The following is a 14,429-nucleotide window of genomic DNA, read 5'->3' as shown; positions in this document are numbered from 1 at the left end:
CCGCACGGTCAGCGGATGCGGTCCAGCGTCTTGTAGTAGGCGCCCGCGAAGGGCAGGAACCAGGCGGTGCCGTTGTAGAGGGGGATGCGGGGCGGGGCCAGGTCGCGAACCGGGCTGACCTCGGGGTGGCCGTCCATCACCTCGGCCATGACCTGCCCCATGTGCGTGGCCATCTGCACGCCGTGGCCCGCGTATCCCATGGAGTAGTACACGCCGTCCTCGGTCTGCCCCGCGTGCACGATACGGTCCATCGCGAAGCCGACGGAGCCGCCCCACACGTACTCGACCTTCGTCCGGGCGAGCTGGGGGAAGATCGCGCACATCTCACGGAACAGGACCTGCCCGCTCTTCTTGTCCGAGGTGGGGTCGGACGGTGCGAAGCGGGCGCGGCCGCCGAACAGCAGCCGGTTGTCCGGGGTGAGCCGGAAATAGTGGCAGACCTGGTTGGAGTCGACGATGAGGCGGGCCTTCGGGATGATGTCCCGGGCGAGCTCCTCGCCGAGCGGCTCGGTCACGATGATGAAGCTGCCCAGGCAGACCTGCTGGCGGCGCAGCCACGGGAAGTTCTTGTCGGTGTAGGCGTCGGTGGCCATCATGACCTGCCCGGCGCGGATCACACCGCGTTCGGTGCTGACCTCGTAACGGCCGGTTGCGGTGCGCCGCACGCCGATGGCCGCGTTGCGCTCGTGGATCTCGACACCGGAGCGCTCGCACGCCTCGGCCATGCCACGCACGAAGCGGCCGACGTGCAGTGCGGCGCTGAACGGGTCGAGCAGGCCGCCGTGGTAGGCGTCGGATCCGATCTCGGAACGCAGCTCGGACTTACCGATCAGAGTGGTCTCGTGGCCGAAGTACTTGGCCAGGTCGCGTTGTTGGGCCTTCTTGCTCTCGAAGTGCGCGGGGCGGGACGCGACGCCCAGGCGTCCGACGCGGCTGAACTGGCAGTCGATGGACTCGTCGTTCACGAGCCGCTCGACGGTGTCCACGGCCTCGCCGTAGGAGTTGTAGATCTCGCGGGCCCGTTCGAGTCCGTATCGGCGGATGGCCTGGCTCACGCCGATCGTGAAGCCCAGGTTCGCCATGCCGCCGTTGCGCGCTGAGGCCCCGGAACCGATCTGGCCCTTCTCGACGAGGGTGACACGGGCGCCCTTGCGGGCGGAGTGGAGGGCTGTGGACAGACCCGTCAGGCCGGCTCCGATGACCACCAGGTCGGTGTCCTCGGTCAGTGGCTTGCCGGACCGGTCGGGGAAGGCCCCGGCGGTTTCTATCCAGTACGGGATCGTCTTCATTTCGGTCTCCTGCGGGGAAGTTTTCAGCCGGGGGGGATCCCGGCCGGGCACCGCTCGGGGGCCCGGCCGAGGGCGCTGTCAGCGGTAACGCGGCCCGTGCCGGCGCGAGGCTCAGGTGAGGGGTTCGACGGGCAGCACGCCCTGCTGATCGTGCCGATGACCGCCGAGTTTGCGGACGAGGGCGACCAGGGCGAGGGCGAGGATGGCAAGGGCGATGAGGACTGCGCTGACGGCGGTGACGGTCGGGTCGACGTCGAACTGCAGCGCGTTGAAGACGAGGACCGGCAGCGTCCGGGTGTCGGGTGTCGACATGAACTGGGCGATGAAGAACTCGTCGAAACTGGTGATGAACGAGAACACGGCGGCGGCGATCAGGCCGGGTGTGGCCAGGGGGAAGGTGATGCGCCGGGCGATGGTCATCCGGCTGGCGCCCATGCTGGCCGCCGCGTCCTCCAGACGTTCGTCGATGCCGCGCAGGGTCGAGATCATGATGAGGATGGCGATGGGTGCGGCCAGCACGGTGTGCCCGAGGGCGATGGCCAGGGGGCTGCCGAGCATGCCGGCCGGTTCGAAGAACAGGAACAGCCCGAGCGCGATGACCACTTGCGGGATGAGCAGTGGCGCGAGGACGAGTCCGTAGACCGCCGCGTGGAGCGGGAGCCGGCCGCGGGCCAGCGCGGTGGCTGCGGTGACTCCCAGCACGAGGGAGAACACCGTGGTCAGCGCGGCGACCAGGCTGGACAGGGCGATGGAGGTGGCCCAGTTGCCGCCGGGCGCGGCCATCTGCTCGTACCAGCGGGTGCTGTACTCCTTCGGCGGGAAGGTGCCGACGCCGTCGGCGCCGAAGGAGGTGACCAGGATGATGACTATCGGCATCGCCAGGAAGAGCAGGATCGCGGTGGCGCTGACGGCGCGGGCGACGTGTCCGGCTCGGGTGGCGGGCAGTTCCATCATGAGCTGCTCCTTCGTGCGTGCGCCTTCTTGCGGCGGAGCTTGGCCAGGCCGAGCACGCCCAGACCGGCGAAGGTGAGCAGCAGCAGGATCACGCCGAAGGCGGCGGCGGAGTTCCACTGGTCCTGCTTCATCACCTGCTGGTCGATCAGAGCCGCCACCACGGTCTGCTTGTCGCCGCCCATCAGGGCCGGGGTGATGTAGTAGCCCAGGCAGAGGATGAAGCTGAGCAGGCCGGCCGTGCCGACTCCGGGCGCGACCAGGGGCAGGTAGACCCTGCGGAAGATGGTCAGGCGTCCCGCGCCGAACCCGGCGGCCGCGGCGAGCAGTCTGCGATCGACGCCGCGCATCACACCCTGAAGGATCAACACCGTGTAGGGGAGCATGACCGAGGTGGTGCCGATGACCACACCGGTCTCGTTGTAGAGCAGCGAGTACGGTGCGCCGGGGGCGTCCACGGACGTCAGCAGCGTGTTGATGAGGCCGTGTTCACCGAGCATGATGATCCAGCCGTAGGTGCGCACCAGCGCACTGATGAAGTGCGGCACGACCACGATCAGCATCGCCAGTGCGGCGAACACCGGCCGCATCCGGGCGATGGCGTGCGCCAGCATGAAGCCCACCAGCAGGCTCAGTACCGCGGTTTCCGCGGAGATCCTCAGCGTGGAGATCAGCACGGACAGGTTCACGCCGCTGAGGGCGTCGGTGTACCAGTGGAGGGTGAACCCGCCGCTGTCGCCTTCCAGGCTGAGGGAGAGGACGCCGATGATCGGGTAGACGAAGAGCACCAGCAGGAACACCGTGACAGGGACGGCGTTGACCAGTGCGATGCGTGAGCGGTGCCCGCGCTTCGCGGATGTTTTCACACGCACCTTGCCGGGTGCGAGAGCGGTGCCGGCCACGGCTCACCCCCCGTCCGTGGCGTCGAAGACACTGACGTCGGCACGATCGGCGGTCACACAGACCCGCTCCCCGGGGCGCGGCGGGGTGAGGGCGGTCTCGATGCGCAGCGGCGGTGTGCCGGGGTCGGCTCCGTCCAGGCGGACCGTGAGACGGGTCAGTGAACCGACGTAGACCGCTGTTTCAACCGTGCCGGTACAGCAGCTGTCCTCGGCGCCGACCAGGCGGAGCTTGCCCGGCCGGACCGCGGCCCGGACCCGCTGCCCGGGAACACAGGGGTGCTCTCGGGCCGTGAGCACGCCGCCGGTGTCCAGCCGCACCCGGGTGCACCCGTCCGCGGCCGGCTCCTCGACCTTGCCGGTGAGGAAGTTGGCGGCGCCGAGGAAGTCGGCGACGAAGGGGGTGCGGGGGCGTTCGAACAGGCCGCGAGGCGTGTCGAACTGCTCGATCCGGCCGTCCTTCATGATGGCGATGCGGTCGGACAGAACCAGGGCTTCCTCCTGGTCGTGCGTCACGTACACGACGGTCAGGCCCAGTTCACGCTGAATGGACTTGATCTCGGTCTGCATCTGGTCGCGCAGCTTCTTGTCCAGCGCGCCCAGCGGTTCGTCCATCAGCACGATCGGCGGGCGGTAGACCAGTACCCGGCACAGGGCGACGCGTTGCTGCTGGCCGCCGGAGAGTTCGCGGGGCTTGCGGCCGGCGAACTTCGACAGGCCCGCCGCCTCCAGGGTCTCGCCCACGCGGCGGCGGATCTCCGCCTTCGGCACTCCCCGCAGTTGCAGCGGGAAGGCGACGTTTTCCGCGACCGTCATGTGCGGGAAGAGCAGGTACTGCTGGAAGACGAAACCGAAGTCGCGCTTGCCGGGGTTGAGCCCGGTGATGTCCCGGCCGTCTACGGTGATGCCGCCGGAGTCGGGCTCGGTGAACCCGGCGAGCATCATCAGCGTGGTGGTCTTCCCGGAACCGGAGGAGCCGAGGAAGGTGACGAACTCACCGGCCGCGATCTCCATGTCCACACCGTCGACGACCGTCGTCCCGCTGTAGGACTTGCGCAGGCCAGTCACGGACAACGACTTACCGGTCAGCGAGTTGGACTCCGGGGCCAGGGCCGAGGCGAGAAGTCCGGTCTGCTCAGGCATCGGCCCACTCCCGCCAGCGCTTGGTGACCGCCTCCAGGTTCTCGTCCCACCAGGCCACATCGGTGTCGAACCCGGTCTTCAGGTTCTGCGGCGAGGTCGGCAGCGTGGCCAGGACATCGTCCGAGAGCAGCTTGGTGGCGGCGGGGACGACCGGGCCCTGCGGAAAGACCTTGGCGAACGCCGCCTGCACCTCGGGACGCAGGGAGAAGTCGATCAGCTTGTAGGCCGCCTCCGTGTTGTCCGCGCCCTTCGGGATCCCCCAGCCGTTGGTGAGCCGACGTGCGCCGTTCCACTGGTAGGCGACCGGCTGGCCCTGCTTGATCAGCTCGTCCGCGCGGCCGCTCCACAGGCTGGTCATGACGACCTCCTTGCGGCCCAGCAGCACCGCCGGAAGGGCGCCGGTGTTCCAGAACTTCTTCACCTCGCCGCGGATCCGCGACATCGAGGCGAACGCCCGGTCCAGGTCGAGCGGGTACAGCTTGTCCAGCGGCACCCCGTCGGCCAGCAGCGCGAACTCCAGTTCCGGGTAGTCCGCTTCAGCGCTCTGCAGGGAGCGCTGACCGGCGAAGGAGTGGGTGTTCCAGAAGTCGGCCCAGCCCTTCGGTGCGCGCTTCAGACTGTCCGTGCGGTAGGCCATCAGGCTCGCCCAGACGTTCTTGCCGACCGCGTGCTCCGGCAGGTTGTGCTCCGCGATCCCGGCGCCCTTGACGCTCTTCAGCCGGTCGTGGTCCACCGCCTCCAGACAGTCCAGGCGGGCCATCTTCTGGAAGATCAGCAGGGTGTTGTCCATCAGGTCGACCTGCGGCCGGCCCTGCCTGACCTGGGCGATGATCTGCGCGGACTGGTAGTTGACGGTGGTGACCGTGATGCCGGTCTCCTTGGCGAACGGCTCGTAGATCGCCTTGGTGAGGGCGTCGTTGTAGGCGCCACCGCTGTTGCTGACGACGAGCCGCTTCTTGCCGCCGCCGCCCGACGAGCTGCGGCTTTCGCCGTTGCCCATGAGGCTGCCGCATCCGGTCACTGCCGAGGCAGCGGCCAGAGCGCCTGCGGTGCGGAGTACGGTTCTGCGTCCTATCCGGTTGCCTTCCATGGCAAAGCTCCTGGAGATCGCTGGGGGTACGGGGAATCCGTGATGCGGGGGCGTGCGGGTCCCGTACGGAGGGGTGGAGGGTTCAGATGCCGAGCATGCGGTTGAGCTCGTCCAGGGACTTCACCGTCACGTAGTCGTAGCCGTGGGTCACCGGGTCGTATCCGCGGTCCAGGAGGATCAGGTTGCGGAAGCCCATGTCGTGCATCGGCATCAGGTCGTAGCGGGTGTGCGAGGCGACGTGTACGAAGTCCTCGGGGGAGGCGTCGAGCTGGTCGAGCATGTACTCGAACGCGGCGTACCGGGGCTTGTAGTAGCCGGCCTGCTCCGCGGTGAAGACCGCGTGGAAGTCCGCCCCGAGCCGGGGCACGCTCTCCTCCAGGAAGGCGTCCTCGGCGTTGGACAGGATCACCAGCTTGTAGTGCTCGCCCATCTTCTTCAGCGGCTCCGGCACGTCCGCGTGCGGGCCCCAGCTGCGGACGCCGTCGGCGAACCGCTTGCCCGCGTCCGGCGCCGCCTTCACACCCCACTTGCGGCAGACCCGCTCGAAGGAGTCCTGCAGCACCTGCTCGTAGGGGTAGAACTCGCCGCGGACCTGGTCGTAGCGGTAGCCGCGGAACTCCCGCACGAACTGGTCCCACTGCTCGGCGGGGATCTGGTCGCCGACGAGTTCACGCGTGATGGGGGTCATCGGCCACTCGATCAACGTGCCGTAGCAGTCGAACGAGACGTACTTCGGGCGGAACTGAAGCGAGGGAATGGGCATGAGGATGCTCCTGTCTTGGCTCAGGGGAACTGGTTACGGCCGGTGCATGCCTCTTCGGGCATGCCCATGACAGAGATGTCGGGGCGGGGGCGCTGCCGTCGGCGTCGCCGGGTATCAGGCGGCGCCGACTCCTGCCGGAGCGAGGAAGTCGATGGGGTGTTCCGTGGTGCCGTCGAGTGCCAGGTCGGCGGCGATCTCGCCCATGGCGGGCGAGAGTTTGAAGCCGCTGCCGGAGAATCCGGCCATGACGATGATGTCGTCCTCGCCGGGGAGGCGGCCGACGAGCGGGTTTCCGGAGTCGGTGTAGCCCTCCATGTAGACCGACAGCCTGATGGGGTCGGGGTTCAGGTCGGGCATCAGCTCGCCGATGAGCTCGCGGAAGGTGGCGAGTTCATCCGGGCGGACCGTGCGGTCGAGCCGTTCGGGGTCGGGTACCGGCAGATAGCGGGCGAAGGAGAGGCCCAGCTTGACGGAGATGCCGTCGGGTGACGGGAGTCCGTAGCAGTCATGGGGTGTGCTGCGTACGAAGGCGGGGGCGCCGCCCGCGAACCAGTCGTGGCGGGTGGGGAGATGCCAGGAGCTGATCAGCCGGCGGATGTCCACGGACCGCGGCAGGGCCGGGAGCAGGGTGTTGATCCAGGGGCCCACGGTCACCACGGCGGTGTCGACGTGGTCCGTGCCCTGGTCGGTGACGATGTGCACCCCGCCGCCCGCCGCGGGGGCGATCTCCCGCACCGGGGTGTAGCGGTGCAGCCGGGCGCCGAGTTGCTCGGCGCGGGCGGCGGCGGCCTGGATCGACGCCTCGGGCCTGATGATGGCGCCCTCGCGGTCGAGGACGGCGGTGTGCCCGTCCGGGAGGCGGTGCTGGGGGTAGCGGCGGGCGAGTTCTTCCCGGTCCAGTACCTCGTGGTCCAGCCGGTGGGTGGAGCTGGCGGAGAGGAGGAGGCGCATCGACGGCGAGGCGGTCTCACCCATCACCAGGCATCCACTGCGGCGTCGCAGCGAGAAGCCGGATTCGCGCTGGAGCCGGTCCCACATCCGGTCGGCGAGCCGCAGCAGCGGAATGTACCCGGGGTCACCGAGGTGCACGGCGCGGAAGATGCGGGTCTCGCCCCCGGCCGCGCCGCGGTCGTGACCCGGCGCGTACCGGTCGTAGCCGATGACCTCGGCTCCGCGGGCGGCCAGTCGCCACATGGCCTGGCTGCCCATGCTGCCGGCACCGATCACGGCGACCCGCTTCGGGATGCGCATGAGGTCTTCCTTTCGCCGGGTGCGGGCTGGGTGTCAGTGGTGTCCCCACACGGTGCGGACACCGTGCGGACCCTTCCGATTCGGTCCCTCTGGGGATGGCGTTCACTCTCGACCCCGGCGAACATGCAGGTCAACCCACACTCTGTTCCGCCATGGCGCCTTATCGAGACGATCTGTCACGGCGAGCGGGCCGACCACGGAAAGTACCTTTCCCCCTCTTGCCACGGTGATGTGCCGGTGCAAAGGTGACCCCCGACCCTTCGGACGAAAGCACTCTCTATGCCGCCCAGACGTCCCGCAACCGGGCACTTCCCGACGATCACGGAGGTTCTACGCCTCCCCGTGCTGGCCGAGGGGATGCCGCGCGTGCTGGCCGGTGGGTCACAACTGAACCGTGCGGTGCGCTGGGTGCACGTCACCGAACTGCTCAACCCCGCCGATTTCCTGGAGGGCGGCGAGCTGGTCCTGACGACCGGCATGCCCTATCCCGAGGACCCCTCCGAGCTGCGCGGATACGTCGACCAGCTCGCCGACGTCGGCGCGGCCGGCCTGATCGTGGAGCTCGGCTACCGGTACCGGAAGGTGCCCGACGAGCTGGTGGCGGCCTGCCGTGCCCGTGAGGTGCCGCTGGTCGAGCTGGCCCGCGGCGTCCGGTTCATCGACGTCACTCAGACGGTGCACGCGCTCATCCTCGACGCCCAGGGGGCGCTGCTGCGCCGCGGCAGGGACATCCAGGACATCTTCACCGCCCTGACTCTGCGGCGCGCGGACCCCGAGGAACTGGTGCACACCACCGCGGAGCTCACCGGGGCCCCCGTGGTGCTGGAGGATCTCACCCACCGGGTCCTGATGTGCGAACTGCTCGGCCGGCCGTACGAGCCGGTGGTGTCGGCCTGGTCCCGGCGTTCCCGGGCCGCCCCGACCCCGGAGAAGATCACGCCGAGCGGCCCGGAGGGGTGGCTGATCGCGCCCGTGCAGGACCACCAGGGGCCGTGGGGGCGGCTGGTCCTGCTGGAGGGCCGGCTGAACCCGGAGCCCGACCCGGAACACGTCCTGGTCCTGGAGCGCGCGGCGGTCGCCCTGAGCATGGCGCGGCTGGCCGGGGCGGCCTGGTGGGAGCGCCGGGCCCACCGCTCCGTGCTGCGGGACCTGTACGAGCGGCGCTTCCGCTCCCCCGCGGACGCCCGCGCCCGCGCCGAGGCACTGGGGCTGCCGACCCTCGGGCACCGCCTCTTCGCCGTCGTCATCCGCCACACGTACACCGGCACCGGTGAGCACCTCGACGAACGGATCGCGAAGGCGATGGCGCAGACCGGCATCCGCGCCCTGGTCGGCGAGACGGCCCCTGGCCGGATCGGCGTACTCCTCGCGCTGGCGCAGGCCAGCGCCTGGCAGCCGGTCGCCGAGCGGATCGGCCGTCTCTGCAGCGAGGAGCTCGGCCCGGAGGCCGTCGTCGCCGTCGGCCCCGGCGTGACCGACCTCTCCGGGATCGCCCGGTCGTGGCAGGAGGCCGAGCAGACGGCCGAGGCCATCACGCCCGCCTCGCCCGACCGCTGGTTCTACGTCCCCGCCGACGTCCAGCTGCCGGAACTCCTGGGCGTCCTGCGGGAGGACATCCGCCTCCAGCGGTACGCGGAACGGCAGCTCACCCGACTCATCGAGCACGACGACCGCAACGGCGGCGACCTGCTCCCGGCACTGCGCGCCTATCTGACGGCGGCCGGGAACAAGTCGGTGGCGGCGAAACAGGCCGGCATGTCCCGGCAGGCGTACTACCAGCGTCTCCACACCATCGAACGGCTCCTCGGCTGCGATCTGGAGTCGGGCCTGCAGTGCACGTCCCTGCACGTCGCGGTGCTGGTGCTGGACGCGCGGGGAGCGGCGGCGCCCCGCACGTGACGAGGTCAGGTGTCGCGCAGGGCCTTGTCGATCTCGCCGAGTGAGCCGGTCAGCCGTCCGTAGTCGTCGGGGTCCAGCGGCGCGACGAAGTAGCGCTCGACGACCTGCGCGTGGACGGCGGCGGCCCGGAGGAACACCGTACGGCCGTGATCGGTCGACTCGACGAGGACGCTTCTGCGGTCCCCCGGGGCCGGCACGCGTCGCACCAGCCCGGCTCCCTCCATGCGGTCGACCAGGCGGGTGACGCCGCTGCTGGTGAGCGTGAGGTCGTCGGCCAGCCGGCGCTGAGACACCTGCTCGTCCGGCCGTCGGCAGAGGCGGATGAGGACCTCGAACATCGTGTGGCTGATCTCGCACTCCTTGCGCAGCGCCGTGTCGATCCGCTGCTCCAGGCGGGTCGCGGCCTTGATCAGCAGCCCGAAGTCGTGCACGAGCCGGCTGCCTGCGGCGCGGGCGGCTTCGTAGCTGTCCCGGTTCACGGTGTTCACCCGGCCTACTTTACTGCCTTCTCACCAACTGCTACCTCAACTACTGAGCAATCAATTGCTGAGCAGTCAACAACATCTTATGGTGGCCCTCCACCGCCTCGGCAAGGCGACAGAAAGGGAGATCAGTGGACCTTCAGCACTGGCTCGGCCAGGCCAACGACGCGATACAGCAGTGGGCCGACACCTTCGGGCCCTACGAGCGGCACCCGTCCCTACTCGTCGAGGACGACCGCTTCGCCGCCGCCTTCGAGGAGTTCACGGGGCGGCTGACGGACAACTACCCCTTCTTCCACCCGCACTACGCGGGACAGATGCTCAAGCCCTCACACCCTGCGGCCGTGGTCGGCTACCTCACCACCATGCTGATCAACCCGAACAACCACGCCCTGGACGGCGGCCCCGCCACCGCCCGCATGGAACGCGAGGCCGTCGCGCAGCTCGCCGCGATGTTCGGCTACGACACCCACCTCGGCCACCTCACCACCAGCGGCACGATCGCCAACCTCGAAGCCCTGTTCGTCGCCCGCGAACTCCACCCCGGCCGGGGCGTCGCCTACAGTGCCGACGCCCACTACACCCACGGCCGCATGTGCCACGTCCTGGGCATGAAGGGCTACCCGATCCCCACCGACGACCGCGGCCGCATCAGTCTCGACGCCCTCGAAGAGACACTGCGCACGGGAGAAGTCGGCACGGTCGTCCTCACCGCCGGCACCACCGGCCTCGGAACCGTCGACCCGATCCACACCGCCCTCGCCCTCAGGGACCGCTACGGCGTCCGGCTCCACGTCGACGCCGCCTACGGCGGCTTCTTCACGCTGCTCGCGGGAACCGCCGGCCCCGAGGGAATCACCCCGGAGCCCTGGCGGGCGATCGCCCGGTGCGACTCGATCGTCGTCGACCCGCACAAGCACGGACTCCAGCCCTACGGCTGCGGCGCCGTCCTCTTCCGCGACCCCGAGGTGGGCCGCTTCTACCTCCACGACTCGCCCTACACCTACTTCACCTCCACCGACCTCCATCTCGGCGAGATCAGCCTGGAATGCTCCCGCGCCGGCGCCTCGGCCGCCGCGCTGTGGCTCACCTTCCAGCTCCTCCCGCCCACCCCCGACGGCCTCGGCCGCGTCCTCGGGGGCAGGCCGCCGGGCCGCCCTGCGCTGGGCCGAGCTGATCCGCGCATCCGACGCCCTTGAGCTGTACCAGCAGCCCGAGCTGGACATCGTCACCTACTTCCCCGCAGTGGACCCGGCCACCCTCACCGCCGTGGACGCGGCGTCGGCCCGCGTCCTCGCCGACGGCATGTCCGGCCCCGAGCCGGTGTTCCTCAGCACCCTCAAGGCCGACCGCGAGGCCTTCACCGCCCGCCACCCGAAGGTCACCGCGGACGCCGAGGGCGCGCGCATTCTCCGCAGCGTCCTGATGAAGCCGGAGTCCGAGCTGCATGTGGAGCGCCTCCACGACCGGGTCGAGCAGCTCACGCGACCCCGGCCCGCGCGACCAGGATCGCCGGTCGCGAGTGGGCGGGACGTGTGACCTGGGATCCCGTCGACGACCGACGGGGAGACCTGGGTTCGGTTGCGCCGGCCCCGGGACGCCCGCTCGTCCATCCGTGTGAGGACGTTCCTCCCAGACTCCTGGGCGAGTGCCTCACTCGGAGCCTCCAGGCCCAGTTCGAGGCGTTGCATCATCCGCGAAGCACGTCCGACAACAGGAGGACAGAGATGTCCTCACATGGGCCGCCCGGTGACCAGTGAGGTCCGGACTCGAGCCTGGGGCGGGGCCTGCGGCACGGTGGAGTCGCCGAGCCGGAACTCGACGCTGCGTACGGGCAGGCCCAGGGCGTCGGCGGCGATCTGGGTCATGGACGTGTAGGTGCCTGTACCCACGTCGTGGGTCGCGGACTGGACGACTGCGGCGCCGTCGGCATCGAGCCGGGCGTGGGCCTGTCCCCGGAAGACGTCGTAGCAGCCCGTGGCCACGCCGGTGCCGATGAGCCAGTCGCCGTCCCGCCGGGAGCGCGGCCTGGGGTCCCGTCGGTGCCGACCGAACTCGCGGGCAGCGACGCGGAAGCACTCGCGCAGCCGCCGGGTGGAGAAGGGCTGCTGCGTCGACGGGTCCACGCCGGGTTCGTTGCGCAGCCGCAGCTCGATCGGATCGATGCCGAGCCTGTAGGCGAGTTCGTCCATCGCGGTCTCGATGACGAAGGCGGCGCTGCCGTAGCCGGGGCCGCGCATCCACATCGGGGTACTGACGTCGAGCGGCACGATCCGGACGTTCCGACTGACGTGGGCACGGCGTAGAGCATCTGCCCGAACACGAGGAGTGGCCTGCTCCGGCAGAAGTTACCGTAACGTAACTTCATCGGACGCTACCGGATTTAACTAACAGTGCTAGTTTTCCCGCACCCTGCAACGAAGCAGTGCGAGGAGTGACCTGTGAGCCGTTACAGAATCCGTCCGCGTTCCACAGTCAGCCGCCTGACCGCCGCCGCGATCGCCACTGTGGCCTGCGTCTGCGTCGGCGCGGCCCCGGCCGACGCCACCGGGACCGGCACCGAACCTGTCGTGTCCCGGGGAGTCACCATCCCGGCCTTCTACACCCCGCCCGCCCAACTGCCCACTGCCAACGGCGCCTTGATGCGGCACGAGCCCCTCCCCCTGGGAATCTCGCTGCCCGGCCTGGACGGCCGCTCGCTGCCGGGCAAGGCCACCCGCCTGATGTACAAGTCCACCGACTCCAGCGGCCGGGCCGTCGCGGTGACCGGCGCCTACATCGAGCCGTCGGCGCAGTGGACGGGCGACGGGCCCCGCCCCCTGGTGGCGGTGGCCTCCGGGACCATGGGCCAGGGCGACCAGTGCGCGCCCTCGTTCGCCCTGCAACACCCGCTCACCATCAGCGGGGAAACCCTGTCCGTCGCCTACGACAACCTGGCGATCTACCGTCTCCTCGCCACCGGAGCGGCCGTCGTCGTCACCGACTACGTCGGCCTGGGCGCCACCGACCGTCTGCACACCTACGTCAACCGCCTGGACGAGGGGCACGCGGTGCTGGACGCCGTCCGTGCGGCGCGCGCCCTCCCCGGCACGTCCCTCACCGCAGGCTCCCGCGTCGGCCTGTACGGCTACAGCGAGGGCGGCGGCGCCACCGCGTCAGCGGCCGAACTTCAGCCCACCTACGCGCCCGACGTCCAACTGGCCGGAACCTACGCGGGCGCGCCGCCCGCCGACCTGACCGCCACCATGAAGGGGATCGACGGGAGCGCCCTGGTCAGCGCCCTGGGCTGGTCGATCAACGGCTTCGTCCAGTCCTACCCCGACCTGCGCGCGCTCCTCGATGCGAAGCTCAACGACGCCGGACGCAAGGCTCTCGCCGACACGTCGACCATGTGCGTCGGCGACGCCATCCTCCGCTACGGCTTCACCCGGAGCACGGCGTGGACGACCAGCGGCACATCCATCGCCGACATCATCGCCGCCGAGCCCCGCGCCCAGGCCGTCCTCGACGATCAGCACATCGGGACGCTGAAGCCGGTCGGCCCGGTCCGCGTGGCCACCGGCATCCACGACGACATTGTTCCGCACCGCCAGGCCCGTCAGTTGGCCGTGGACTGGTGCCGCAAGGGCGGCAATGTCACCTACGAGGCCGTCGACCTGCCCAACCTCGGCGACAGGATTCTCACCAACCATCTCGCCCCTCTCATCACCGACCAGGGAGCGGCGATCTCCTGGCTCACCGACCGTCTGAAGGGCGAACGGGCCGCGTCCAACTGCTGGACGATGCCCTTCCAGCCCTGATTGAGCCATCCGGCGGCCCGCCCACCGCGGCGGTTGCCGGCCGAGCCGCAGCGGATATCAAGGCATCATCTCTTCGACGAGGAGGCTCGGACGGACGTCCAACAGCCAGGGCCCCAGACGAAGCGGCTGACGGCGGCACCGCCCGCCGGGCCGACGCCCTTGCCCGGCCCGGGTGCGCGATCGGGTCCGCGATCATTGCGCCGACGGGGATGAATGCGGCGGCGTCTGCGCGGACGTCGCGGTGAGGTCGCATCGTGGAAGAGGCCCATCCAATGTGGTCGCGAAGGGTCGTCGGCGCCAGGTCGGGGCACCGCTCGTCCTGGCGCCCGAGCGGTGCTCCGACAGGTCTCGGGTCAGACGCGGCGGCGGGTGAAGCGCTGGTTGGGGTTGCCGGTGTAGGTCCACTGGGCGATGCGGGCGCCGTCGGCGGTCGAGTACTCCCAGACATCCATGGCCAGGCCGGACTCGCGGTTGACGAGGCTGATCACGTCACCGCCGTGGTCGACCACGCGCCACTGCTGGCCGGTGGCGCCGGTGCCGGCCTGTTGGACGACGTCCGCGCCGCTCGCCGTGCCCGTGGGCTGGAGGAACAGGCCACTGTGCCGGGCCTTGACGCGGACGTGGCCGTCGCCGGCGTCCACAAATTCGAACTGCTGGTTGGGGCGACTGTTGGTGGTCCACTGGACGAGCCGGGCGCCGGCGGCGGTGGAGGCCTCGTAGAGGTCGGCGGCCTTGCCGCTGTGCTGGGCCACCAGGGTGTAGGCGGCCGGGCCGCCGGGTGAGTCACCCAGCTGGGCTTCCCACCTGGTGTTGGAGCCGGCCGCGTCGGCCGGGAGGCGGTCCCGTGCGGCGGTGTCGCCGT

The 14,429-nt window shown here is 70.0% G+C and carries 11 protein-coding genes and 2 pseudogenes; 3 read left to right on the top strand and 10 right to left on the bottom strand.

The genetic code is table 11. The features are described from left to right. Nucleotides 1-8: 8 nt before the first annotated feature. From AOQ53_RS05585 to solA, 7 genes are all read right to left on the bottom strand, one after another. Nucleotides 9-1,289: an NAD(P)/FAD-dependent oxidoreductase gene (locus AOQ53_RS05585; protein ID WP_059415470.1), complete on the bottom strand. Its 1,281-nt coding sequence runs from the start codon at nucleotides 1,287-1,289 to the stop codon at nucleotides 9-11. 111 nt (nucleotides 1,290-1,400) lie between these two features. Beyond that, nucleotides 1,401-2,243 (bottom strand): ABC transporter permease, encoded by an 843-nt coding sequence (locus tag AOQ53_RS05580; RefSeq protein WP_059415467.1) that lies wholly within the window; start codon nucleotides 2,241-2,243, stop codon nucleotides 1,401-1,403. After that, nucleotides 2,240-3,142 (bottom strand): ABC transporter permease, encoded by a 903-nt coding sequence (locus AOQ53_RS05575; RefSeq protein WP_059415465.1) that lies wholly within the window; start codon nucleotides 3,140-3,142, stop codon nucleotides 2,240-2,242. Before AOQ53_RS05575 ends, AOQ53_RS05580 begins: the two co-directional genes overlap by 4 nt. Nucleotides 3,143-3,145: 3 nt before the next feature. Continuing rightward, complete coding sequence (locus tag AOQ53_RS05570; protein WP_059415464.1) at nucleotides 3,146-4,282, bottom strand: ABC transporter ATP-binding protein; 1,137 nt, start codon at nucleotides 4,280-4,282, stop codon at nucleotides 3,146-3,148. Beyond that, nucleotides 4,275-5,282, bottom strand: coding sequence for an ABC transporter substrate-binding protein (locus tag AOQ53_RS05565; protein WP_330219288.1), 1,008 nt, complete (start codon nucleotides 5,280-5,282; stop codon nucleotides 4,275-4,277). Before AOQ53_RS05565 ends, AOQ53_RS05570 begins: the two co-directional genes overlap by 8 nt. Before the next feature lie 172 nt (nucleotides 5,283-5,454). After that, nucleotides 5,455-6,135: a haloacid dehalogenase type II gene (locus AOQ53_RS05560; protein WP_059415460.1), complete on the bottom strand. Its 681-nt coding sequence runs from the start codon at nucleotides 6,133-6,135 to the stop codon at nucleotides 5,455-5,457. A gap of 114 nt (nucleotides 6,136-6,249) precedes the next feature. Next, nucleotides 6,250-7,386: an N-methyl-L-tryptophan oxidase gene (solA, locus tag AOQ53_RS05555; protein WP_059415457.1), complete on the bottom strand. Its 1,137-nt coding sequence runs from the start codon at nucleotides 7,384-7,386 to the stop codon at nucleotides 6,250-6,252. A 279-nt stretch (nucleotides 7,387-7,665) separates the two neighbouring features. On the opposite strand from solA, the gene AOQ53_RS05550 reads away from it, so the two are divergent. After that, the gene (locus AOQ53_RS05550; protein ID WP_078945170.1) at nucleotides 7,666-9,285 is read left to right on the top strand and encodes a PucR family transcriptional regulator; all 1,620 of its coding nucleotides are present in this window, start codon (nucleotides 7,666-7,668) and stop codon (nucleotides 9,283-9,285) included. A 5-nt stretch (nucleotides 9,286-9,290) separates the two neighbouring features. Here the strand turns inward: AOQ53_RS05550 and AOQ53_RS05545 are convergent, their stop codons facing one another. Beyond that, nucleotides 9,291-9,773: a MarR family winged helix-turn-helix transcriptional regulator gene (locus tag AOQ53_RS05545; RefSeq protein WP_059415455.1), complete on the bottom strand. Its 483-nt coding sequence runs from the start codon at nucleotides 9,771-9,773 to the stop codon at nucleotides 9,291-9,293. 125 nt (nucleotides 9,774-9,898) lie between these two features. Here AOQ53_RS05545 and AOQ53_RS05540 point away from each other — a divergent pair. After that, a pseudogene (locus AOQ53_RS05540) lies at nucleotides 9,899-11,306 on the top strand (pyridoxal phosphate-dependent decarboxylase family protein). 206 nt (nucleotides 11,307-11,512) lie between these two features. Here the strand turns inward: AOQ53_RS05540 and AOQ53_RS05535 are convergent. Beyond that, nucleotides 11,513-12,087, bottom strand: a pseudogene (locus AOQ53_RS05535) (molybdopterin cofactor-binding domain-containing protein); the annotation flags it as partial. A gap of 178 nt (nucleotides 12,088-12,265) precedes the next feature. On the opposite strand from AOQ53_RS05535, the gene AOQ53_RS05530 reads away from it, so the two are divergent. Further along, entirely contained in the window at nucleotides 12,266-13,567 is a 1,302-nt protein-coding gene (locus tag AOQ53_RS05530; RefSeq protein WP_423587492.1) for a lipase family protein, read from the top strand. A 353-nt stretch (nucleotides 13,568-13,920) separates the two neighbouring features. On the opposite strand, the gene AOQ53_RS05525 is transcribed toward AOQ53_RS05530, so the two are convergent. Next, the coding region (locus AOQ53_RS05525) for an RICIN domain-containing protein (protein WP_148640292.1) at nucleotides 13,921-14,429 on the bottom strand (509 nt) is incomplete at its 5' end.

Source organism: Streptomyces azureus, from assembly GCF_001270025.1.
Taxonomy (GTDB): domain Bacteria; phylum Actinomycetota; class Actinomycetes; order Streptomycetales; family Streptomycetaceae; genus Streptomyces; species Streptomyces azureus.
Note: the sequence above shows the minus strand (reverse complement) of the source record. Positions and strands in the feature narration are given on the sequence as shown.